The organism is [Clostridium] saccharolyticum WM1, from assembly GCF_000144625.1.
GTDB lineage: Bacteria > Bacillota > Clostridia > Lachnospirales > Lachnospiraceae > Lacrimispora > Lacrimispora saccharolytica.
On record NC_014376.1, the window covers coordinates 1,478,953 to 1,501,729 of the forward strand.

32 protein-coding genes are annotated in these 22,777 nt (G+C 42.6%); all 32 read left to right on the forward strand.

Going from position 1 to position 22,777, the window contains the following annotated elements:
* Nucleotides 1-2: 2 nt before the first annotated feature.
* The 32 genes from CLOSA_RS06980 (at nt 3) to CLOSA_RS07135 (ending at nt 22,775) form a co-directional block, all read left to right on the forward strand.
* Entirely contained in the window at nt 3-1,586 is a 1,584-nt protein-coding gene (locus tag CLOSA_RS06980; RefSeq protein ID WP_013272066.1) for a DEAD/DEAH box helicase, read from the forward strand.
* 13 nt (nt 1,587-1,599) lie between these two features.
* Nucleotides 1,600-3,807, forward strand: coding sequence for an AAA family ATPase (locus CLOSA_RS06985; RefSeq protein ID WP_013272067.1), 2,208 nt, complete (start codon nt 1,600-1,602; stop codon nt 3,805-3,807).
* Nucleotides 3,808-4,125: 318 nt separating this feature from the next.
* A complete protein-coding gene (locus CLOSA_RS06990) occupies nt 4,126-4,524 on the forward strand; it encodes a RusA family crossover junction endodeoxyribonuclease (protein ID WP_013272068.1) in 399 nt (132 codons plus the stop codon).
* On the forward strand, nt 4,521-4,730 hold the full coding sequence (locus tag CLOSA_RS06995; protein ID WP_013272069.1) for a hypothetical protein: 210 nt from the start codon (nt 4,521-4,523) through the stop codon (nt 4,728-4,730). The genes CLOSA_RS06990 and CLOSA_RS06995 overlap by 4 nt, the downstream gene beginning before the upstream one ends.
* 49 nt (nt 4,731-4,779) lie before the next feature.
* Complete coding sequence (locus CLOSA_RS07000) at nt 4,780-5,148, forward strand: hypothetical protein (RefSeq protein WP_013272070.1); 369 nt, start codon at nt 4,780-4,782, stop codon at nt 5,146-5,148.
* A 13-nt stretch (nt 5,149-5,161) separates the two neighbouring features.
* Nucleotides 5,162-5,509: a beta barrel domain-containing protein gene (locus tag CLOSA_RS07005; RefSeq protein ID WP_013272071.1), complete on the forward strand. Its 348-nt coding sequence runs from the start codon at nt 5,162-5,164 to the stop codon at nt 5,507-5,509.
* A gap of 93 nt (nt 5,510-5,602) precedes the next feature.
* Nucleotides 5,603-5,830 (forward strand): hypothetical protein, encoded by a 228-nt coding sequence (locus CLOSA_RS07010; RefSeq protein ID WP_013272072.1) that lies wholly within the window; start codon nt 5,603-5,605, stop codon nt 5,828-5,830.
* A gap of 32 nt (nt 5,831-5,862) precedes the next feature.
* Nucleotides 5,863-6,240, forward strand: coding sequence for an HNH endonuclease (locus tag CLOSA_RS07015; RefSeq protein ID WP_013271450.1), 378 nt, complete (start codon nt 5,863-5,865; stop codon nt 6,238-6,240).
* 164 nt (nt 6,241-6,404) lie between these two features.
* On the forward strand, nt 6,405-6,641 hold the full coding sequence (locus CLOSA_RS07020; protein ID WP_013271452.1) for a hypothetical protein: 237 nt from the start codon (nt 6,405-6,407) through the stop codon (nt 6,639-6,641).
* A gap of 29 nt (nt 6,642-6,670) precedes the next feature.
* The gene (locus tag CLOSA_RS07025) at nt 6,671-6,913 is read left to right on the forward strand and encodes a hypothetical protein (protein WP_013271453.1); all 243 of its coding nucleotides are present in this window, start codon (nt 6,671-6,673) and stop codon (nt 6,911-6,913) included.
* Between the two features lie 72 nt (nt 6,914-6,985).
* Nucleotides 6,986-7,837 (forward strand): DNA cytosine methyltransferase, encoded by an 852-nt coding sequence (locus tag CLOSA_RS07030; RefSeq protein WP_330362192.1) that lies wholly within the window; start codon nt 6,986-6,988, stop codon nt 7,835-7,837.
* Nucleotides 7,838-7,866: 29 nt separating this feature from the next.
* Nucleotides 7,867-8,061 (forward strand): hypothetical protein, encoded by a 195-nt coding sequence (locus CLOSA_RS07035; protein WP_041708542.1) that lies wholly within the window; start codon nt 7,867-7,869, stop codon nt 8,059-8,061.
* Entirely contained in the window at nt 8,051-8,248 is a 198-nt protein-coding gene (locus CLOSA_RS07040) for a hypothetical protein (protein ID WP_013272074.1), read from the forward strand. Before CLOSA_RS07035 ends, CLOSA_RS07040 begins: the two co-directional genes overlap by 11 nt.
* Nucleotides 8,217-8,468: a hypothetical protein gene (locus CLOSA_RS07045; RefSeq protein ID WP_013272075.1), complete on the forward strand. Its 252-nt coding sequence runs from the start codon at nt 8,217-8,219 to the stop codon at nt 8,466-8,468. Before CLOSA_RS07040 ends, CLOSA_RS07045 begins: the two co-directional genes overlap by 32 nt.
* A gap of 6 nt (nt 8,469-8,474) precedes the next feature.
* Nucleotides 8,475-8,927, forward strand: coding sequence for a hypothetical protein (locus tag CLOSA_RS07050; protein ID WP_013272076.1), 453 nt, complete (start codon nt 8,475-8,477; stop codon nt 8,925-8,927).
* Between the two features lie 336 nt (nt 8,928-9,263).
* Nucleotides 9,264-10,205, forward strand: coding sequence for a hypothetical protein (locus tag CLOSA_RS07055; RefSeq protein ID WP_013272077.1), 942 nt, complete (start codon nt 9,264-9,266; stop codon nt 10,203-10,205).
* Between the two features lie 28 nt (nt 10,206-10,233).
* Nucleotides 10,234-10,695, forward strand: coding sequence for a hypothetical protein (locus CLOSA_RS23135; protein WP_013272078.1), 462 nt, complete (start codon nt 10,234-10,236; stop codon nt 10,693-10,695).
* A 139-nt stretch (nt 10,696-10,834) separates the two neighbouring features.
* Complete coding sequence (locus CLOSA_RS07065) at nt 10,835-11,650, forward strand: DUF3825 domain-containing protein (protein WP_013272079.1); 816 nt, start codon at nt 10,835-10,837, stop codon at nt 11,648-11,650.
* A 586-nt stretch (nt 11,651-12,236) separates the two neighbouring features.
* A complete protein-coding gene (locus CLOSA_RS07070; protein ID WP_013272080.1) occupies nt 12,237-12,422 on the forward strand; it encodes a hypothetical protein in 186 nt (61 codons plus the stop codon).
* A gap of 70 nt (nt 12,423-12,492) precedes the next feature.
* Nucleotides 12,493-13,194: a phage terminase small subunit gene (gene terS, locus CLOSA_RS07075; protein ID WP_013272081.1), complete on the forward strand. Its 702-nt coding sequence runs from the start codon at nt 12,493-12,495 to the stop codon at nt 13,192-13,194.
* Nucleotides 13,187-14,473 carry a PBSX family phage terminase large subunit gene (locus tag CLOSA_RS07080; RefSeq protein WP_013272082.1) on the forward strand — a complete coding sequence of 429 codons (1,287 nt, stop codon included), beginning with the start codon at nt 13,187-13,189 and terminating at the stop codon, nt 14,471-14,473. Before terS ends, CLOSA_RS07080 begins: the two co-directional genes overlap by 8 nt.
* 10 nt (nt 14,474-14,483) lie before the next feature.
* On the forward strand, nt 14,484-15,890 hold the full coding sequence (locus tag CLOSA_RS07085) for a phage portal protein (protein WP_013272083.1): 1,407 nt from the start codon (nt 14,484-14,486) through the stop codon (nt 15,888-15,890).
* Nucleotides 15,890-17,464 carry a minor capsid protein gene (locus CLOSA_RS22095; protein ID WP_013272084.1) on the forward strand — a complete coding sequence of 525 codons (1,575 nt, stop codon included), beginning with the start codon at nt 15,890-15,892 and terminating at the stop codon, nt 17,462-17,464. The genes CLOSA_RS07085 and CLOSA_RS22095 overlap by 1 nt, the downstream gene beginning before the upstream one ends.
* The gene (locus tag CLOSA_RS07095; protein ID WP_013272085.1) at nt 17,461-17,736 is read left to right on the forward strand and encodes a hypothetical protein; all 276 of its coding nucleotides are present in this window, start codon (nt 17,461-17,463) and stop codon (nt 17,734-17,736) included. The genes CLOSA_RS22095 and CLOSA_RS07095 overlap by 4 nt, the downstream gene beginning before the upstream one ends.
* Before the next feature lie 283 nt (nt 17,737-18,019).
* Nucleotides 18,020-18,613, forward strand: a complete 594-nt coding sequence (locus CLOSA_RS07100; RefSeq protein WP_013272086.1) for a phage scaffolding protein — start codon at nt 18,020-18,022, stop codon at nt 18,611-18,613.
* Between the two features lie 30 nt (nt 18,614-18,643).
* Complete coding sequence (locus CLOSA_RS07105) at nt 18,644-19,642, forward strand: major capsid protein (RefSeq protein WP_013272087.1); 999 nt, start codon at nt 18,644-18,646, stop codon at nt 19,640-19,642.
* A gap of 9 nt (nt 19,643-19,651) precedes the next feature.
* Entirely contained in the window at nt 19,652-20,005 is a 354-nt protein-coding gene (locus tag CLOSA_RS07110; protein WP_013272088.1) for a head-tail connector protein, read from the forward strand.
* On the forward strand, nt 19,998-20,336 hold the full coding sequence (locus tag CLOSA_RS07115; protein WP_013272089.1) for a hypothetical protein: 339 nt from the start codon (nt 19,998-20,000) through the stop codon (nt 20,334-20,336). Before CLOSA_RS07110 ends, CLOSA_RS07115 begins: the two co-directional genes overlap by 8 nt.
* Nucleotides 20,333-20,839: an HK97 gp10 family phage protein gene (locus CLOSA_RS07120; RefSeq protein WP_013272090.1), complete on the forward strand. Its 507-nt coding sequence runs from the start codon at nt 20,333-20,335 to the stop codon at nt 20,837-20,839. Before CLOSA_RS07115 ends, CLOSA_RS07120 begins: the two co-directional genes overlap by 4 nt.
* A complete protein-coding gene (locus CLOSA_RS07125) occupies nt 20,829-21,248 on the forward strand; it encodes a phage tail terminator family protein (RefSeq protein WP_013272091.1) in 420 nt (139 codons plus the stop codon). The genes CLOSA_RS07120 and CLOSA_RS07125 overlap by 11 nt, the downstream gene beginning before the upstream one ends.
* A 1-nt stretch (nt 21,249) precedes the next feature.
* The gene (locus CLOSA_RS07130; RefSeq protein ID WP_013272092.1) at nt 21,250-22,290 is read left to right on the forward strand and encodes a phage tail sheath C-terminal domain-containing protein; all 1,041 of its coding nucleotides are present in this window, start codon (nt 21,250-21,252) and stop codon (nt 22,288-22,290) included.
* Nucleotides 22,291-22,301: 11 nt separating this feature from the next.
* Entirely contained in the window at nt 22,302-22,775 is a 474-nt protein-coding gene (locus tag CLOSA_RS07135) for a phage tail tube protein (protein WP_013272093.1), read from the forward strand.
* Nucleotides 22,776-22,777: the final 2 nt, after the last annotated feature.

A 22,777-nucleotide genomic window follows, 5' to 3' on the forward strand; every position in this document is an offset into this window, starting at 1 on the left:
CTATGGAACTTAGACCATATCAGTCAGAGGCAAAGGCTGCTATTTTTGAAGAATGGGACAAGGGCGTCAAACGAACGCTTCTGGTCCTCCCCACCGGATGCGGTAAGACAATCGTATTTGCCAAGGTAACAGAAGATTGTGTCCGCAGGGGGAACCGGGTGTTGATTCTGGCTCACCGTGGGGAGCTTCTGGATCAGGCCGCCGATAAGATCGGAAAGGCCACCGGCCTTGGGTGTGCTACCGAGAAGGCAGAGGAAACCTGCTTAGGGAGTTGGTTCCGGGTTGTAGTCGGATCCGTTCAGAGCCTAATGAGAGATAAGAGACTAAAACAATTCCCGGTGGATTATTTCGACACCATCATTATCGACGAAGCACATCATTGTTTATCTGACAGTTACCAAAAGATTTTAGATTATTTCAAAGGGGCCAACATTCTAGGGGTTACGGCCACACCGGACCGTGGCGATATGAGAAACCTGGGTGAATGCTTTGACAGTCTGGCCTATGAATACACGCTCCCTAAAGCAATTAAAGCCGGGTTCTTATCCCCAATCAAAGCCCTCACCATTCCCCTGCAGCTTGATCTTTCAGGAGTTGGTATCCAGTCCGGGGATTTCAAATCCGGAGATCTGGCAACGGCCCTGGATCCATACCTGTATCAGATTGCAGACGAAATGGAAAAGCATTGTAAGGACCGGAAGACCGTTGTATTCCTCCCTTTAGTAAAGACAAGCCAAAAATTCCGGGACATTTTGAATGAAAAGGGTTTTAAGGCCGCCGAGGTAAACGGGGACAGCAAAGACCGGGCGGAGGTCCTGGCAGCCTATGAGCGGGGAGATTATAACGTACTCTGTAACTCTATGCTTCTTACGGAAGGCTGGGACTGTCCAAGTGTGGATTGTATTGTAGTCTTGCGGCCGACTAAGGTCCGTAGCCTTTACAGCCAGATGGTAGGGCGTGGCACCCGGTTATTCCCGGGGAAGGACCACTTACTACTGTTGGATTTTCTTTGGCACACAGAACGTCATGAACTATGCCACCCTGCAAGTCTGATCTGTCAGGATGAGGAAGTTGCAAAGAAAATGACTGAGAACATCGAAAAGGCCGGATGCCCAATAGATATTGAAGAAGCAGAAAAGCAGGCTGCAGAGGATGTTGTCGCCCAAAGAGAGGAAGCCCTTGCAAAACAGCTTAAGGAAATGAGAAATCGTAAAAAGAAGCTGGTGGATCCGTTGCAATTTGAAATGAGTATCCAGGCGGAGGATTTGTCTGGATATGTTCCAGCCTTTGGTTGGGAAATGGCACCTCCATCAGACAGCCAGAAAAGAGAGCTTGAAAAGCGTGGGATCCTCCCTGATCAGATAGACAATGCTGGAAAGGCCAGCCTCATCCTGGATCGTTTACACAAGCGTCAGGAAGAAAATTTGAGCACACCAAAGCAAATCCGCTGCCTGGAAAAGTACGGATTCCAGCATGTTGGAACGTGGAACTTTGATTCTGCCAAAAACATGATTGACCGTATCGCAGCGGCAGGTTGGAGGGGAGCGCCCTCTGGCGTGAATCCGCAGGAATATATACCGGAATAAGGAGACTTGAAACATGGATAGTACATACGACCTCATGGAGGTCCTTAATCATATAGACCCCTCAGAGCTTTCCTATCAGGACTGGATCAATGTAGGTATGGCTTTGCAGCATGAAGGGTATTCCGTTGATGTGTGGGACCGTTGGAGCATGAATGACCGGCGCTATCACGCAGGGGAATGTGAAAAGAAATGGCGGGGCTTCCACGGGGCCGGTACTCCGGTGACAGGTGGAACCATTGTCCAATATGCCAGGGATCAGGGGTGGACGCCTCCCTATGATCCTGGGACAGCCCTTGATTGGAACGACACCATTTCAGCAGAAGGTATTATAGTTGATAAAAACTGGGTAGAGGAAAGAGAAGTTACAGAGCCCAGGCAGTGGGATCCAGCCGGGGAACTTATAAAGTATTTAGAAACCCTGTTTGAGGCTGGAGAGAATGTCGGCTATGTAGTAAAGAGCTGGAAAAAGGATGAGAAATACCTTCCTGCAGATAAAGGATCTTACGGTCGGACGGCGGGGCAGCTTATTGAACTTCTGTCCCAATGTAAGGGTGATATTGGCAGCGTACTTGGCGATTACAATCCGGAGGGCGGAGCGTGGATCCGCTTTAATCCTCTGGATGGAAAAGGCGTGAAAAATGAGAATGTCTCTGATTTTAAGTATGCACTGGTAGAATCAGATTCCATGGAGATAGAGAAACAGCACGCCATTATCCGGGAATTGGAATTACCGGTTGCCTGTCTGGTGCACAGCGGCGGTAAGAGTCTCCATGCTATTGTAAGGGTTGACGCCGCAGATTACAGCGAGTACCGGAAGCGAGTGGATTATCTTTACGATATCTGCAAGAAAAATGGACTTGCTATTGATCAGCAAAACCGGAATCCTTCCAGGCTATCAAGGCTGCCCGGTATTATGCGTGGCGATAAGAAGCAGTTTATTGTTGATACCAATATAGGAAAAGAAAGCTGGACGGAGTGGAAAGAATGGATTGAGTCCATCAACGATGATCTTCCGGATCCGGAAAGCTTAGACGATGTATGGGAGAACCTTCCGGAGTTGGCACCGACCCTAATAGACGGCCTGTTACGACAAGGACACAAGATGCTGATTGCAGGCCCCTCCAAGGCCGGGAAATCGTTTTTACAGATAGAAATGTGCATTGCTATAGCTGAGGGAAAACAGTGGCTTAATTGGGCCTGTACGCAGGGAAGAGTGATGTACGTGAACTTAGAGCTTGACCGGGCCAGCTGCCTTCACCGTTTTAAAGATGTATATCAGGCACTTGGGTGGCAGCCTAAGAACCTAAAAAACATAGATATCTGGAACTTAAGAGGAAAGTCCCGTCCTATGGACAAGCTGGCCCCAATGCTTATACGCAGGGCGGCGAAAAAGAATTACATAGCCATTGTCATTGACCCGATCTACAAAGTAATTACCGGTGATGAAAACAGCGCGGATCAGATGTCTAATTTCTGTAATCAGTTTGATAAGGTGTGTACGGAGCTTGGCGTGGCAGTGATCTACTGCCATCATCACAGCAAGGGAAGCCAGGGCGGGAAGAAGTCCATGGACCGGGCCAGCGGATCCGGCGTATTTGCCAGGGATCCTGATGCGCTTATTGATCTTATTGAACTAGAAACGACCGAAGAACTGATGAAGCAACAGGAGAACCGGGCAGTCTGTGACACCTGCAGGCAGTACCTTGATGCACATTTTAAGTGGGAGGACGACCTTTCCCAGGATGATTTATGTAGTAGCTACCAGATGATGGAGTACTGCAAGGAGAAGTTGGATAAATGGCAAATGGCAGCCCTGGAACGCAATATAGAAGCGGCCAAGTCCAGGGTAAAGGGTATGACCGCATGGCGTATTGAAGGGACGCTCAGAGAGTTTTCAAAGTTTGATCCGGTGAATCTATGGTTTAATTATCCGGTTCACACTCTGGATCAGTCCGGAGTCTTAGGAGATATTCAGCCAGAAGCAGATGCTCCTTCCTGGAAGAAAAATTTCAGTAAAAAGAAGTCCCCAGAAGAGTCCAAAAAGGAGCGTAAGGAGAGTCTGGAAACACAATATGAGTCCTTAAAAAGCTTTAATGAAGACGGGAAAGTAACAATCAAAGATCTTGCAGAGGGCATGGGAACGACAGAAAAAACAGTCCGGAATCGTATTAAAGAGCATGGTGGTTTCTGGATTGATGAAGGTTATGTGGGTAGAAAGTAAGGGAAAAAGTCGAAGGGAAACAGTTCCCCTAATTGTGAAAAAGTCGAACATTTCCCCTTTCCCCCTAAAAGTGAAAAACTCGAAGAATGCCGAGCATTTCCCTCGCAGGGAAAAAGTCGGGAAAACACCGAGATTTTCCAGGGAAGGGAAATGCTATATATACTACGTATATATATAAGGCTATTTTCCCTGACGGTCAAAGGGGGAAAGAAAGGTGGGCTTAAGCGCTGCCCACCCTCCTTCCTTCCCCTGTCCTTTGACAAATAAAACTTTTCACAAGAAGATTTCGTACATTAAAATTTTAGAGAGGTGAAGTGAATGGTAATAGATTTTTTTATAGTCATGAAAAAGGTCCCTACCGTGACTCACCAGGAAAAGCAGGTGCATGTGGTAAATGGGAAGCCGGTCTTTTATGAACCGGATGAGCTAAAAGCAGCCAGGGCGAAGCTATCGGCGCACTTGGGGCAGCACGTCCCGGAAAAAAGGTTTGTGGGTCCGGTGAGGTTGACAACGTGGTGGTGCTTCCCTGTTACTGGCAAACATAAGAACGGGGAGTATAAGACCAGCAAGCCTGACACAGACAATCTGGTAAAGCTTCTTAAGGACGTTATGACAGAGCTGCATTTCTGGAAAGATGATGCGCAGGTAGCATCCGAAGTGATTGAAAAGTACTGGGCTGATCTGCCTGGGATTTATGTAAAGGTGGAAAGCTTATGACGGATCAAGAAGTACAGAAAGCCTTTGAAGAGGTGTATAACAAGTTTTGGCTCAATTACCGGGGAAAGATTCTTCCTCGAGGATCAGACGAATGGGAGCGCATGAACACCTGGGCCGTGGTCCTGATGAAGAAGTATCCATTCATGGAGCAGCTGGTGGCGGAAATGATAGCGGAGTTAGGGCAGAGAATGTGGAGAAGAGAATGAAAATTATAGATCAACAAGGAAACGCGGGTTTACCGGAGGAAGGAGAGACATGGAAAGATTAACAGAGGCGTATGGACCAGATCATTTCAGGGTTTGTGGGAATCAGACGGTATACAATCGCAATCCAGGAAAGAGAAGCCGCATTTCTTATGCACTAGCAAAGCTCTTTTATTTGGAACATGAAGAAAAGAAAGCTGGAATGACAAACGCTGAGAAAATCAGATCAATGACTGATAGGGAACTGGCTGAATTGATTGTCAGTGGAGAGTGGTCCGCCATTTGCCCCATGTGTAAATATAACCACACTGGACAATGTAAATTCGATGAAGATGGAAATGAGGTTGGAGACGGGGAAACTTGTATGATGGGTGCTCTTGAATGGCTGACAGGGCCTGCAGGCCATAAAACCAAAGTTTGACGGAGGAAACAAAATGACAGTAAAAGATTTTGATGTAGGTCAAAAAGTTTTTATTATCAATATGTATGAGGGTAGGAACTGTGAACCAGAGATCAGAGAAGCAAAGGTAAAAGCAGTGGGGCGCAAATATGTGACCATTGATAATGGAAACAGATATGAGCATGAGGAAAGGTTTTGTTACGGACTGGTTCAAAATACTGATTATGGCGAAATAACTTACCTATGCCCTTCAAGAACAGATGCAAATAATTACATTGAACAAAGTAAGCTTTCAAAATGGCTAAGCAATATAACATGGATCAAATGCAGGAAATATACTTTGGAGCAGTTGCGAAAAGTGAAGGAGATTCTTGTTGATTGATGGGTAATGCGTCCGGCGTGTCCGGCATTACATAACCTTCCGGCCTGACTGGCAGGACCGGGGCCGGAGGGAGAAAGAGAGGCAGTAAGTATTATGGAATATAAATGCATCAAGGAAATGTGGCTTGAAAAGTACGGTGAAGAATGTTTCCCTACTGGAGAGTATGATTGTGTACCAATCGGATCAACGTGGTTACAGGACGATGAAAGTAACTTGATTGGCGGCGAAGTACACCTTGACTGCCTTAAAGGATCGGATGAACTTGGTTGGATTGAGATTACAGAATCCGATTTGAAACAGTATTTTGAACCAGTAAATTAGGATTTTCCGGAGCACCAGGAGAAAGGAGAATCATGGGGAATACCGAAGTAAAGAGAAAAGCAATTCCTAAAAAGATTCGAATAAAGGTCTATGAAAAGTATAATGGGCATTGCGCCTATTGTGGCAGTGACATGGAGATTAGTGAAATGCAAGTAGATCATGTAGAGTCTTTATACTGGTACGGTGGAGCTGATGATATAAGCAATTATATGCCAGCGTGCAGGGCGTGTAATTTTTACAAAAGCACCTTGCCATTAGAAGAGTTTAGAGAACACGTAAAGACTATTCCGGAACGCTTGGAGAAGGAATTTATTTACCGCATCTCTAAAAAATACGGCATTATCCAGGAAATCGAAAAGCCAGTTCAATTTTATTTTGAAACGATCCCGGAGAAAGGTAATGAACTATGAATAATCTTGACGTAGCTGGATTGTTAAAGACTTACTCTGAAAGATGCTTAAACGCCAGGAATGCAGAACATCTTAGAGAAATTGTTAGAGATTTGAAAAGGGAACTAAATGCCGAAGAAATTAGGAAGTTGCGAATGACTAATATTTAGAATTGTGAGGTAGGAATGGCTTATACAGTGCAGGAACAGATTGAATTAGATCAGCAACTTAGAAGATGGCAGAAACGGCAGCTTACAGCCGTAAAACAGAGTAATATTGATAAAGCCTTTGAATCAATGAACGATATTGAAAGGGCAGTATGGGAACAGGTGGCCAGAGCAGAAAGTTTTAAAGATATATCTGTCCTGGCATGGGAAACGGCCTACAAGGTAATACCTAAGTTTTGTAAGCTGGCCCGGTAAATTTAGATTTTCAGAAGGAGGTATCCAGTGTGCAAAATAATAAATATTCATTTCCTATAAATCAATGCCCTCATTGTGGTGGAGGAACAATAAAAATAAGGCAACATATTCACGGATACGGTGAATACCTTGTGGATTTAGAGAATGGAGAAATTGAAAGTTCATCACTTCATGATTACTTATATTATAAGAATACCGGAAAATACGCTTTATGTGCTGACTGTGGTAAAAGACTATTTAAGGTAGATGATGAACTGAACGTTATCCAATAAAACTGATATTTGATTCATTAAGAAAGGAGGCCGGAGCCGTCCGGACGAAAAGGTACCTGGCTCCTTTCAAAAATGGGATTTGAAGTATTTGACAATTATAAATGTGACGGTCAGATGGAAATGACCGATTGCACAGAGAATAAACAGCTCACTCACTTATCGCTTTTCTCTGGCATAGGGGGACTTGATCTGGCAGCTGAGTGGGCTGGGTTTAAAAGTGTAGGACAGTGTGAATGGGCTGAATACCCGACAAAGGTATTAGAAAAGCACTGGCCCGATGTAGAAAGGTGGAGAGATATACATGAACTACACGCAGATGACTTTATTCGAAGAACCGGAATCAAGCCGGGAGAACTCACGGTCATTTCGGGTGGCTTCCCGTGCCAGCCACATTCGGTTAATGGGCTGCGTAAAGCGTCTGGTGATGAACGTGACTTATGGCCGGAGTACAGGCGCGTCATTAATGAAATTAAGCCCCAGTGGGTTGTGGCTGAAAATGTATGGGGACTCTTATCAAGCGAATCTGGACGGTTCTTTCGAGGAATACTCAGAGATTTTGCCAGCCTGGGGTATGATGTTGGATGGTGTTGTTACAGAGCTTCCGATGTCGGAGCAGTTCACTCCAGAAAGCGGATTGGAATTATTGCCCACGCCACAAGCTTCAGATGCAATAGCGTGGACAAAGGTGAAAAAGACGGACATGCAAACATCATTATACAAACACGAAATGAAAGGGCACGCAAAAAAAACGATCCATTACCTTATGTACCAGGGATACACCGCAAACCAATCAGCGGAGTATTACGAAATGATGATGGGATTTCCGAAGGGCTGGACAGAATTAAATGTCTCGGAAATGCAGTAGTGCCGGCACAGTTCTACCCGATATTCCAGGCAATAGCTGATATAGAGTTAGGCCGGTAAACTAATATTTCCACAAGGAAGGTGATAAATTGAGTAGTAAAGATGAACATGCGGCCATTCTTTCAACGGAACACGCAAGGGCTGCGAAGCAGTATTACATACTTAATGGACCTAAAGCCGATACAATCAGCGCAAGAGAGCCGGCCTATTTATTCACAAGCCTGTGTCCGGACCCGAAGCGCAGGAAGCCTCCTGCAAAGAAGAAGGTGCAGCATGAAGTTTGAAGAAAAACAGAAATTCACTGTTCAGGTTTATCCCAGTAGGAAGTTCGGGACTGTGATCGGTAGCAACGATGGCCTGATCGGGATCCTGCTAGACAACGGTGAATACATAGACATTCCCCGGGAACGGGTGAGAATTGTATCGGTGGAGGTGGATCATGAAACCAAAGAAGATATATTCCGTTTGTAGCCATGGCATACCGATAGATTCAGGGACAGCCAGGGAACTTGCAAAGAAGTTAGGGACAGCCTCGGGCGTTATTTGCAATTACGCAAGAGACGGACTGATCTATAAAGACCAGTATACCTTCCAGGAGATAGGGCTGGCAAATGAAAAGACTGCGGCGGCTATGAGATGGGCCAAGGAATGGGACGAGGTAGTAGAGAAGATATTGACAGCAAGGAGGTGACAGGATTTGGACAAAGAAATACTGGTCCAGTATTGTGAGATGAGAGAGGAAATCAAGGACATTCGCAGACGAAAGGAGCAGCTTGAAAAGCAGATCAGAAACCTGGGTATCGTTTCGGATTCTGTGAAAGGAACCAGATCTGATGGAACTTATGGCAGCATCAGAATCACAGGGTATCCGACACCGGAACATTACCGGAAAAAGGCAGCTATTGAAAGACTACAGAAAGTACTGGATATCAAGGAGACGGAGTTGCTGGAACTTATGACGCAGGCAGAGGAATATATTGAATCTATCCCCAAAAGCGAAGTAAGGACTATGTTCAGGCTGTATTACATAGACGGACTTCCCTGGTGGAAGGTGGCGCAGTCCATGAATCGCATGTTTCCAAAGCGGAGGGTAAAGTTTACGGAGGATAGCTGCTGGCAGAGGAATAAAAGATTTTTTGGAGAAATTTAGAATTGTTGGTTCGTGTTGGAATAAAATATGTTAGCATGATACTATGCAGGAGCCAGACGAAAAAGCCTTGCATACCTTCATTTAGGTAATCCCCCTACGGTTGCCGGGTGTAACAGCCCGGTGACTGATTAACCCGGTTCATACTCTCCCAAGACATTTTCCGGGCGCCTAAGGCTCTTAGCTTATAGCTAGGGGCCTTTTATAATATTTTCTAATTTTACATATTCGAACATTTGTTCTATACTGATTATACAAAACACGCTCTTGTTTTTTGGAATATATTCCCAGTAGACTTGTGATATAATAAAGAAAAATGTCGAACGGGGAGAATTGAGTATGCAAAAAGATGAAGGTATAGATAGAAAAATCTATTACTATGATTTTACAGCCTTTACGGAAGAAAACTTAAAAAATGGTGTAACTGAAGCTGAGCAAGAAATTGTAATAAAAAAAGCATTTCAGCATATAAAGAAAGTAAATGAAAAAATAGAAGCATGTAAAAACGATACTGAAAGACTACAAATTTTAAAAGAGATTGCATTTCATACTTTAGTAGGGGATAATATTTATATTATCGTAGACGATATTCCAAATAAGGGAAATATAAAATTTAGAATTGTGCTCTGTAGGTCTAATGCTTTACCGTATATTGAAAAAAATGGTAAGCTTAGCAACATGGTGTCTGAAGTCAAAGGAAATTTTAAAGTAGCGGAAATTACTCATTGTGTATTATTTCCAGATAAAATGATTATGGGTGCAGAATTTAATTTCAATGGTGCACGCCCCAGTTCTGTAGTAACTTACATTCCAAAAGTTTTTCCTGAAATTACTATGATAACGTGTAGCGGTAAAATGAGGAATGATGTTTTTGAGCGATTGACTGAAAATAGAGGATATAGTTTGTTTGAATTAGGGGTTAGAAATACAGATGAAATGAAAGTATTATTGAGAGATCAAATGGGAATATTTGGAGCATTCTTTAATAATATTGACGATTTTGACACTTATGAAGTGGTAATTAAGAGAAGAATTACTCAAAAGAAAGAAGGCTTTAAATTACCAGTTTCTATTGAGGAAATCAAAAATATCGTTAATGAAAATAGAGAGGATATTAAAAATTTCAAAGTTAGTCAAGGTGCTTACAAAGATTGCATAGATCTTTTAAGTGATAAGCTAATTTGTAAAAAAGTTTTTGCAGTAACAGATAGTAAAGTCATTGATTCAAATGAAATGTATGCAACAATAGTTAATTATTATAATTCGGTCTTTGGTATGTAATGAAGAAGAAAGCAAGGAGGGGATTAAGATGAAGATTGTACAAAGACATTTTGCTCGCCGAATTTTTATTACTCTTTTTCCTCTTGTAATTGGATTGCTTATTCCATATATAGTAATTAAGAATGCACCGCAAAATGCAGAAATTTACAATCCTCATAATTTCATAGAATCAGTTAAAGTAGTTATTGATATATGGGGGACGCTATTGGGATTTATAATTACGGTAGTTTCAATATTGGTTGCATTTACGGGAAGTAAGCTGACTGAAGAGATAAAAAGAACCGGTCACTTTAAAACTGTTTTATACACATATATTCTAACCTGTTTTACCTTGTTAATAGCTATTTCAGTATTTATTCCAGTTATTATAAATAATCTTGTTTCTGATGTATTATTCTGTATATTTATAGGCGCATTAATTATAACATTAATCGATGTCGCTATGTGTTTAGTTTTTTTATCGTTAGTTGTATATACCATTTTTAAATAGAAGAACAATATTAGGAGGAGGCGCTCACCCGGTGTCTCCCTCCTTTTTGAAACACCTGTCGAAATTTGGTCGATGGGTGTTTTCTTTTGGTGATTTTTGGTGTATAATGAAAAAAATGATATAGGGGGAATAAAAAGTCGTGGAGAAGGAATATTCGCCAGAGGGATATCTATATAAAGATGCATATATGGGAAATCCGGAGTCTTATCAGAAAAAGATTAATTACTTAGCAAACACTGTGCAACCAGAAGAGTGGGGGTATTCTGAAACGGAGGGAAGTTATAAAGAGAATTTCATTTTAAAAAATTATATTTTATATACATACGATCAAGTAAAAGAAGAAGGAAAGATAGAGATTTCCTCTGATGGCAATAATATGTGTTTCAACACAGGTTTGCAAACTCTGAATGGAAACGATGTTTTTGCTTTTTTTGCAACTTGTACAAGTAAGGTCGCTAAGCCTGATCAGAAGTGGTATTTTATAGGTTTTTGTCAAGGTGTGGAAAGCAGGATGAAATGCTTTTCAAAGCTCCCTGATGTAGCGGATTATTTTACCAATCCCTCTGATTTCATTTTTGATCGTAAATTGGAATTAATATTGGACTATGATCATATAATAGATGATAATTACGAAAGATTTGTAGATATAGGCTATAACGATAAACATTTGATAAAAGCATTACTTATGAATGCGACAGCAACAATAAAAGAAAAGTTAAAAAGAAATTACAAATTGGCCATTCCTCAATATTTTACTGATAAGGGTACCGGTGAATCTAAAATTCAATTATTATTACCTTTGTTTTTAAAAGGAAACAACAATGTTGCTGACTTAGCGCTGGTGGTGGATAAAACAAATCACAATTATATTGGAAAGACGGTTTTGACGATTGGATGGGCATATGTAAATTCAAGACGTATTGTTAAGCCAGATGCTGATTGGCTTAAAATTTAGGCTTGCAAATTACTGCAATATGTAGTATATTTGATACAGACGTTTAATTAGATTATAAAAAGTAGAGATTTTATTAGTGTTTTATCAAAGTTTTGTAAGTATAATAGTTTTTTCGTAGACTCTTATAAGATTTGAAAAGAGGCGCCCGTGTGGTGCCTCTTTTTTTCACGGGACGCTCAACCCCGTCTCTTTTTCTTTACCCAAAACAAACGAATGAGAAAAGGCAACAAAATAAAAACTTCTTGTGGATAGTTGTTGACATACGGTACACCGTATGATATAATATATACATAAGGAGGTGAGATACAGATGAGAGGTAGAAGCCGAAAGAAAAAGCCCGATAGCAAACTCAAGACTTGGCTGGTCGGAGTGCTAACGGACTTAATAGTAGGAATAATCCTTCTATTCATATCAAAGCTACTCAAGTAGCGGAGAGGGGCGAAAGCCCTTCTCTATAACTTATTATAACACACTCATCTGTATAAAATCAATATGGCTGAAAGTTTAAGATTTCTAGGTATTTTCTTCATTGCGCTGGCATGTGCAAAACTGGCAAAAGGTTTATATTGCATGTGGAGGGATAGCTATGGAAGAAAAGAAAATTAGGCCACAAGACAAATGGAATGCAAAGGCAGGGCTTATAAGTAAGTCATACAAGTTAAAGCAGGAGTTGACAGAGCAGTTTGCGGAAGCCTGTGACAAGGCAGGAGTCAGTCAGGCAGGGCAGATCAGCAAGATGATGAGATCATTTATTGATGAACAAAATAAGTAACGAAGAAGGCATCCGTTAGTCGTAGCGGGTGCTTTTTCTTTACAATAAAAACGATTGAGAGGTGGTGATGATGAGTGGGGCCAGAGCACCAAATAACGAACTTGCCCTGATTGACTATCAGGCAGGATTGAAGTACAGGGAAATTGCTGAAAAGTATGGTGTCACCATTAACACCGTGAAATCATGGAAGACCAGGTACAAGTGGGTAAAGGATAGTCAAAAAGGTGTGCACACAAAAAATGAAAAGGTGTGCACACAAAAGGGAGGGCAACCTGGAAACCAAAATGCTACGGGCCATGGAGCACCGGCCGGAAATAAGAATGCAGAGAAACATGGCCTGTTTTCTAAGTATCTTCCTGCGGAGACCCTGGAGATTGTAAACAGCATGACCGTAAATCCCCTGGATATCCTGTGGGATCAGATACAGATTGCCTACGCTGCCATTATCCGAGCTCAGCAGATCATGTATGTCCGGAATCGAGAGGATAAGACCATTGAAAGGGTATCCGAGCAGATCGGCAAGGTAAGCGGTGAAAAGTGGGAGGTTCAGCAAGCCTGGGATAAGCAGGCAAATTTCATGCAGGCCCAGGCCCGGGCTCAGTCAGAACTACGGTCTCTGATCAAGCAATATGATGAGTTGTTGCATAAAGATTGGGAGCTGGCTACGGAAGAACAGAAAGCCCGGATTGCAACCTTAAAATCCAAGGTAGAGGACAAGACGGATAAGCCGATCCGGATAACCTTTAGAAAAGCGAGTGATCGTCATGAGTGATGTAAAAAATGTAGATTTCACTCTGAATGATCATTTTTTTGATTTTGTAGACGATTGGAATTACAAGATATATTTGACCGTTGGCGGATATGGCAGCTCAAAGAGTTACCATGTGGCCGTAAAGTTGATAAAAAAGCTTCTGGAGGAAAAGCGTAAGGTTCTGGTGGTTCGAGAGGTATTTGATACAATTCGGGATTCCTGCTTTGACCTTCTGATGGAAGTGTCGGAAGCCATGGGAGTGAGCGATTACATCACCTTTACGACTTCCCCAATGCAAGTACGTTTTAGCAATGGTAGTAAGATTATCTTCAAAGGTATGGATAAGCCGGCCAAGCTGAAATCCCTAAACGGTGTTTCAATCGTCTGGATCGAGGAATGTTCTGAAGTGAAGTATGCTGGTTTTAAAGAGATTCTTGGGCGTTTGCGTCACCCAGAATTGAGCAACCATATTATACTTTCCACAAATCCAGTCAGCAAGAGCAACTGGGTGTATAAGCATTTCTTTCAAGATAAATCAACAGGGTACAAGATCCTGAACGATGAGGAATTATATACCAGAAGAATTGTTGTGATAGGCAACACGTATTACCACCACAGCACTGTAGATGATAATTATTTTGTGCCGCAGGAATATGTGGAACAGTTGGACGAATTACAACAGCATGATCCTGACCTATATCGTATTGCTAGAAAGGGGAGATTTGGTGTCAATGGGAGGTTGGTATTTCCTCAGTTCGTTGTTAAACCAGATGATGAGGTTAAAACACTTATTAAACTGATCCGGAACCCTGTTGAAAAGAACGGTATGGACTTCGGTTTTGTAACTTCTTATAATGCTGTAGTGCGTATGATGATAGATCATGATAACAAAATCTTGTACCTGTATGATGAGTATTATTCCAGGGATAAGACGGACCCTGAGATAGCAGCTGATCTCGCAAAATGGATAGGTGTACTGATAAAAGCAGATTGTGCGGAGCCTAAAGCAATAAGGTACTATAAACAGCAGGGATTCCGTATTAAACCATGCAAAAAGTTTCAGGGATCACGCGAAGTGTACACTAAAAAGGTGAAACGTTTTATACACATTGTATGCTCAGATAAATGTCAGCACATTATTGATGAGTTGCAGGATCTTACATTTGCTGTTGATAAGGATGGCGAAATCATAGAGGACGAATTCAACATAGACCCTCATACCTTATCAGCTATATGGTACGGGCTTGATGATTATGAGGTGTCAGACCTTAAGGGCGGCGGACTGAAAGTATTAAAGTGAGGTGAAACACATGGATATAGATGTTATAAAAAGGCTAATCAAGAAATATCAGCCGGGACAATCTGAGTTTATCATGCAAGCTAAAAAAGCGCGCAACTACTATAGGAATAAGACTGATATCTTGTTTGACAAACCGAAAAACGAACGTGACCAGGAGGAAAATCCATTAAGGAATGCTGACAACCGAATACCTTTTAATTTCCACGGTCTCCTTGTTAATCAAAAAGCCGCCTATATGTTCACGGCACCACCATTATTTGATTTGGGAAATAAGGCCGCAAACAAAAAACTGACCGGATTCCTTGGTGACAAATATCCTAAAGTATGTAAAGACCTGTGTATTGATGCTTCTAACTGTACAGTAGGGTGGTTACATCTTTGGAAGGACAACAAAGGTATATTGAAATATGCGGTAGTACCATCTGAACAAATCATGCCGGTATGGGGTTCGAGTTTAGAAAAGGAACTGCTGGGTGCATTTAGAGTTTATCAGGATACTGATGAAAACACTGGCGTTGTGTACACTGTCTATGAATATTGGAATGATACAGAGTGTAATGCATACAGGTTAAAGACAGGCGATGACATTAGCCTACTAACACCATACCAGATGTTTGTTATAGACCCACAGCTTTGTGATATGTCAGAAACATACAATCACGGTATGGGAGAGGTGCCATTCTTCCCGTTTTACAACAACAATATAGATACAAACGATCTGGTAAATACAAAGCCACTGATTGATACCTACTGTAAGGTATTCAGCGGTTTTGTTAATGATCTGGAGGATATCCAAGAAGTTATATTCGTGCTTACAAATTACGGCGGCACAGATCTTGGGCAGTTTTTGAGGGATTTGAAAGACTATAAGACAATCCAGGTTGAGAGTGGAGGCTCTGACGATAAATCAGGAGTTTCCACCCTTACGATTGAATTACCGGTAGAGGCTAGGGATAAGCTGCTTGCAATAACTCGCAAATGTATCTTTGAACAAGGGCAAGGTATAGATCCAGATCCACAGAATTTTGGTAATAGTTCGGGGGTTGCGCTGGGTTTCCTATATTCTCTCTTAGAACTCAAAGCAGGGCTTATGGAGACCGAATTTAAACTAAGTTTTGGACGGTTTATACGTTGTGTCTGCAGAGTGTCAAACATTGCAATTAAGGACGATTCTATTATCCAGACATGGACCAGAACAAGCGTTAAAAATGACCTGGAACTTTCTCAGATTGCAATGCAGAGTATGGGAGTTATCTCTCAGACGACTATCGTTGGTCATCACCCGTGGGTAGAGGATCCGGAAGCAGAAATGAACACCATAAAAGAAGAGGAAGGCGAGCACGAGGAACGTAATAAGACCGTCACCGAAATGCTCACTGAGAATGGAGCCCCAGGCATTGAAGGAGATGATACATAATGTCTTATTGGGAAGATAGGCAGATAATCCGCTACAAGGCTGGGGAAAAGACAATCAACCAATATTATAAGGATTTGGAAAAAGCATTTATCCAGGCAAAGAAAGAGATCCAGCAGGTCATAGACTTGTTTTACATGCGCTATGCGGACGAAAACGGCGTAACGTATGCAAAGGCACGGAAGCTGCTGTCAAAGGCTGAAATCGGGGAGCTTAAAGACTTTATTGATAAGGTAAAGGAAAATATGGGAAAGTATAACCTTGATGTTGAGAATATGTCCATCAAGGCAAGAGTGACCCGGTATGAGGCCTTGGAAAAGCAGATTGATGCTGTCCTACAAAAGCTTTACGCAGTTGACTATGAATATAACGGATCTCTGACATTAGAACAGGTTTATAAAGGCTCCTACTATCAGACATGGTACAACATCGATCAGTACACCGGATTCCACAAGGAATTTGCACAGATATCCCCATCGTTGATTGATACTTACATCAACTATCCATTTGACGGTGCTAAATTCTCCACCCGGCTATGGAAAAAAAAGGCATACCTGCAACAGCAGCTTATGGAATCCATGACTACAATGATGATACAGGGCAAGCACCCTAGCACATTAAGCAAAGGTTTTGCGAAGAAGTTCGGGAGGAGTCAGTGGGAAGCTTATCGCTTATTACATACCGAGGCTAGTTTCGTAATGTCCCAGGCCACCCATGATGTGTACAAAGAGGACGGAGTAGACAAGTATGAATACATAGCCGCTCTGGACAGCCGTACATGCGAGATATGCAGGCCTTTGGACAAAAAGGTGTTTGATACCGAAGATGCGGTTACGGGCGTTAATATGGCCCCTATGCATGCTTTGTGTCGCTGCACAGACGCGCCATACTATGAGGATACACCAACGGCCGGCATGAAGAGAATTGCTAGGGACCCGGAAACCGGTGAATCTTACAAGGTTCCGGCTGGAATGTCCTATGATGAGTGGCATACCAAATACATAGAGAACGATCCACAAAAAGCGTTAGCTGAATTAAAGATCTTGCATAAAAATGGTGACATGGAACAGTACAAAGATTATAAAGCAATTTTTGGAAAAGATATCGCTGAATCATTTGCAGAATTCCAGGATATGAAGTATACTAAAGTTGAGAAGTGGAAAGAGGTAAAGGCAGAAAAACAAAGCCGTATTAATCAAATGGACTTCTCCCAGATGGGCAAGCTAAAAGAAAGGCTTGGAAATAAAGAGGTACGTTTATGGTATAAGTCTCAGGACGAAAAAATTCCGAATTTGGTTGATGGAACAAAGTCGTCAAGAGAACAGGCGATTCGAGCTTTTAACCTTAGAAACGAATACCGCACCCAGGCCAGAGAGCTAATGAAGGATAAGAAAGCCCGTGAGGAATTGGATAGAAACCACAAGAACCCCTCGTTTGAGCAGATCATGGAACACAAGAAGAAAAAGTATGGACTGACAGATGAAGAAGCTTATCAGGATATCATTCGTAGCAGCGCCACTACAAACAAAAAGTATGACCGTATTGCAGGAGTAGAAAGAGAGGAGGAAGAGAGATGAAAACTTATCAGATAACCGGGAAACCGGAGATTTTGGAATTTACCAATTATGAGAGAATCGATGAGGAAGAGCTCTTCTCCAAGGTATACGAAAGGTTAAAGGAGAACCCAGATATTGACATGGGAAAAAAGCAGACGGGACCTTCTGAGGACTTCTATGAATGCACCTTCTCAGATGTACCTTTTACTTTATTTTACGATATAGATTATGGAACCAGTATCTACGCGAAAAGCCCAGAAGTAATAAAAGAATTAATACAGTATTTCGATTAAATACCACCAGTCAGAAAATGGCCGGTGGTATTTTAATACCCATTTTATCGTTGCGACCGTCGCAACAGAGGCTGAATAAAAAGGCCGGTGATCCTTCTTTTCTCCCTCAAGGCGGCGGGGTAAAGCCTCCTACTGACAAAATCAAATAATGTGATAAGCACGCAGGAATCCCCTGGGTGTTATTTTTATCGCCTTTTTTGGTATCCCCGGCGAAAAAGAGGGAGACATCACCGGACACGACCGGGATAACAAGTGAAGATGAATCGAAAGGAGTAACAGAAACATGAAGAAAGAGGATTTAATTGCAAAAGGTTTGACTGATGAGCAGGCCCAGATTGCTGTAGATGCGTGGAATGAATCCATTAAAGCCTATGTACCAAAGGAACGCTTTGACGAGGTTAACGGCAAGATGAAAGAAGCCAATGCAACCATTGATACATTGAAGAAAAATAATACTGACAATGAGGAGTTGCAGAAGCAGGTAAAAGAATATAAAGACAAGGTTGCAGATCTTGAGATCAAGTCCGCAAACACGTTGAAAGAATATGCTCTTAAAGATGCCCTTAAAGAATCAGGCACCGTGGATACCGATTACATCATCTATAAACAAGGTGGCCTTGATAAGTTCACCTTTGACAATGACGGAAAGCCTGTTGGCATTGATGATGTATTGAAGCCGTTAAAAGAAGCTTATCCCCATCTCTTCAAGGCAGAGAACGGCGGCGGATACAGACCGGCAGGCGGAGGAAATCCTGCGGCAAATAACCCATTTGCAAAAGAAAGTTTCAACCTCACGGAACAAGGGAAGCTGTTGCGTGATAATCCAACACAGGCTATGGCACTAGCTGCCGCTGCCGGGGTAACAATTAACCAATGAACGAATAAAAGAAGGGAACAGGTGAATTAAATGCCAACAACAAAATTATCAGACGTAATTATTCCAGAGCTTTATACACCATATGTAGTCAATCGTACTATGGAGTTATCCGCACTCTTCCAAAGCGGAATCATCACTAACAACGCAGAATTTGATCGTTTAGCTAGCGAAGCAGCCCCAATTCATAATATGCCTTTCTTCGAGGATTTAACTGGTGATTCCGAAGACATTATTGAAGATGCAGATCTGACAGCAAAGAAAATTACATCCAATAAGGATGTATCTACCACCATTCGCCGCGCAAATCTGTGGGCATCAACGGATCTGGCTGCCGCGCTTGCTGGCAGTGATCCGATGGCGGCTATTGGTAATCTCGAAGCTGGATATTGGGCAAGAGAATACCAGAAAATATTAATCCAGGAGCTTACTGGAGTATTCGGCAGCTATACAAATACGGAAAGTGCGACGATAACTCCTTTGGCAGATCATATTCTTGATATTTCCGCCTTAAGTACTGCCGCAGCACAGAAAGTCAGTGCGAGTGCATTCATCGACGCTTTACAGCTTCTTGGAGATGCACAGGGTCAGCTTACTGCTGTAGCCATGCATAGTGCTACTAAAACATACTTGAAGAAGCTCAACCTTATTACAACGGAGAGAGATTCAACTGATGTAGAATTCGAAGCTTATCAGGGTCGCCGTGTTATCGTAGATGATGGCTGCCCGGTAGCAAATGATGTATATACTACCTATTTGTTTGGTCAGGGTGCTATCGCATTTGGTAACGGATCCCCGGTAGGGTTTGTACCAACAGAAGTTGACCGAGATAAAAAGAAAGGTTCTGGTGTTGATTATCTCATCAGCCGTAAGACTTTCATTATGCACCCACGCGGAATCAAGTGGACCAACCTGGCCCGTGAGCATGTGGAAACACCAACGAAAGCCGAGCTGATGAATGCTATCAACTATGAGCGTGTGTATGAGCCTAAACAGATCAGAATTGTAGCCTTTAAGCATAAGATTGGATAAGGAGGCAGTATGACAAAATCGGAGATGATCGCAGCAGTTAAAGGTAATCTTAAAATCGAGGACGAAACGCAGGACCTGACCATCTCCGATGTCATCCTACTCGTCTGCGAATATTGCAATATTAATACTGAGATGATCCCGGAACCCATGGAAAAAATTATCCGAAAGAAAGTAAAGGGTATCATGGATTATGAGGCTGTAAGCGGTAACGGTTTTGTGCAGGATATCGCAAGCATTAAAGAGGGCGATGGAACCATTACATACGCCACGAGCGGCACGAATGGCAAAGATGGCATATATTGGCTGTCTGACAGTGACAAGGCAGCCCTGCGGCTGTATAGGAGGCTGAGAGGCTATGTATAATCCATATGAGCGAATGTATGATGCAAAGATGGACGTATACCGGTATATATCTGGTGAGGACGATGACGGATTTGAGACAAACAAGGAATCCAAGGTGATAGAAGGTGCTAAGTGCCGCTATAGCATTTCCTCACAGACCACAGCAGATAACGGGGTCCCGGTTATTGTAAGCACAGCACAGCTTTTTTGTGGTATTGAACATGACATGAAGCTAGGAGATAAGGTGGTCATCGCTTTGCGAAAAGGTGATCCAGTTACCGTTAAGCTTGGTGAGTGCCACCCGTACCGCTTTCAATGGCAGTGCAAGATCGAGAAGGACGGAAAAGCATGAGCAGCAGTAATTACCGTAATAACAAGGCTATGATTGACAAGTTTCGTAAGGAGCTTATGGCAGAGTTGGGAGAAATTAAAGACATTGACAGAAAAATTATGACTCGTGCGGTAAACGATGGATTAGCCAGAATTAAGAAAAATACCCCCGTAGGCTTACACCCGAATCCAGTTACATTCACAGTAAAGAACGGGAAAGAAGCTGGTACTGTTGTAAGCTTTAAGGTAAGTAATCAGCGAACCGGAGGTTTTTTACGTGAATCGTGGCGTAAAACCCCAACAGTCAAAGCAACTGATGGAACCCAGGCAGAATTAACAAACACTGCGGACTATGCTTCTTTCTGGAATGATGGACACCGGATTGTTACAAAGATAGGCGGGCCAACAAAGGGTTTTGTAAAGGGAACTCATGAACTGGAAAAAACCGTCAGCTACGTCAACAAGCGTATGGTCTCCCTGTTCAAGGCAGAAATCGAAAGGATTGACAAGAAGTATGATAAATGATGTTTATAAGGGCATATCGGTTGAATGCAAGATTGTTAATCCTGCCGCCAAGATCTACAGGGATAACATACCGCAGAACTTTAAAACGCCGGCCTTTTTTGCAGAATTGATTGAATTCTCCCCTATGAGGTCCGTAAACGGCAAGCAACGGATATCATCCCAATTTGATTTGCAATACTTCCCTGATGGGAACCCAACAGAATATAAAACGAAATGCATACAGATGCAGGAGGAACTTTCCAGACATTTTCAGGTCCTGGAGGGTTCTTTTTATGTGAAGGACCGGTCCTTTAAGTTGACCGATGATGTTTTACACTTCCAGTTCACAGTAGACTACACAGAAGCCTTTATTGCCGATGAAACCCCTATGCAGGAGCTGGATACCAATACAAATATGAAGGAGGATTGACATGGCGGGAACATGGACATCACAGAATAAGATTTTACCCGGTGCGTATATCAATGTGGCTACTAATGAGCCGTTATCGATTACGCCCGGTGATCGTGGTACGGTGGTAATCTTGCAGGAGTTAAGCGTGGGAACTGACGGCTCCATTTACACCATTACAGCCACAGAACAGGCTTATCCAAACAATGCCACTGCTGCGGATAAGAAACTGGTTAATTTGGCATTGCAGAACGCCAAGACGGTCAAGTTATATAAGCTTCCTGCTACACATGACATTGACGATATAACGGCGGCATTGGTTACACTCGGGACAGAAAAGTTTGACACCATGGTGTATCCATATGATAATGAAAAAACCGCAGAAAAGACGGCAATCGTTACATGGATTAAAGCAATGAGGGACGATGAAGGGGTATGGTGTACAGCAGTTCTTGCCAACCACGTGGCGGACAGCGAGGCCATTATCAATGTGCCCCAGGGTTTAAAGCCATCTGCCACAGAAAGCCTCACGGCGGCAGAAGCAACCGCATGGGTAGGCGGAGCAACGGCAGGGGCCGGTATTACAACATCTAACACAGGAAAGACCGTTGCAGGCGTGATTGATGTTTCACCAAGAATGACCCGGTCTGAAATGGAGGCAGCCGTAACCGCCGGGAAGTTTATTTTCAAGGTGGACTCTGCTCAGAATGTAACGGTTGTCTATGATATCAACTCACTTACTACCACAACGGCCACTAAGGGCGATATGTTCAAGAAAAACCGTGTTATTCGTACCATTGATGGAATCCGAAATGATATAACGTCTATTTTTGAAGCGTCCTATGTTGGCAAAGTAAATAACAATGCGGATGGCAGGCTGCTTTTAAAATCGGCTCTTGTGGATTACTTTACTACACTGCAAAACTTGGGAGCAATCCAGAATTTTGAAACAGGTGATATTACGATCGAAGCAGGAACCGCCATTGACGCAGTACTTGTCACAGCAAACATTCAGCCAGTAGATAGTGTGGAAAAAATCTACATCTCTGTTAATTTGTCATAAGGAGGTAAGACATGGGAGCATATACAAAAATAACGGACCTCGTGACAGGAAGTGAGGGAAGCGCTTTTATTACGACAGACGGACAAAACCGGTATTTCTTTGAGCTGTCAAAAATTGAGGCTAATATCGAATTTACCGTCATTGCGAAAAAGTTGTTAGGACACCGTATGAAGCAGCACAAGGTTGTCGGAGCAGAGGGTAAAGGAAGTATGACAATTTACAATGTAAGCCCTGCAGCCTTGGCGGTCTATCAGCAGTATATTAAAGACGGCGGAGTACCGCAGATAAGCATTCAGGTGGCTAATGATGACCCGTCATCTACGATTGGAAAGCGTACTGTCGTTATGAGGAATTGTATCCTTTCCAAGGTGCCAGTGGCTTACCTAGAGGACGGCAGCGAGGATTTGAATACCACAGATACAGATTTCACCTTTGATGATCTGGACGATCTTGAAAGGTATGTATTGCCTGAGAACATGAGGTAAGA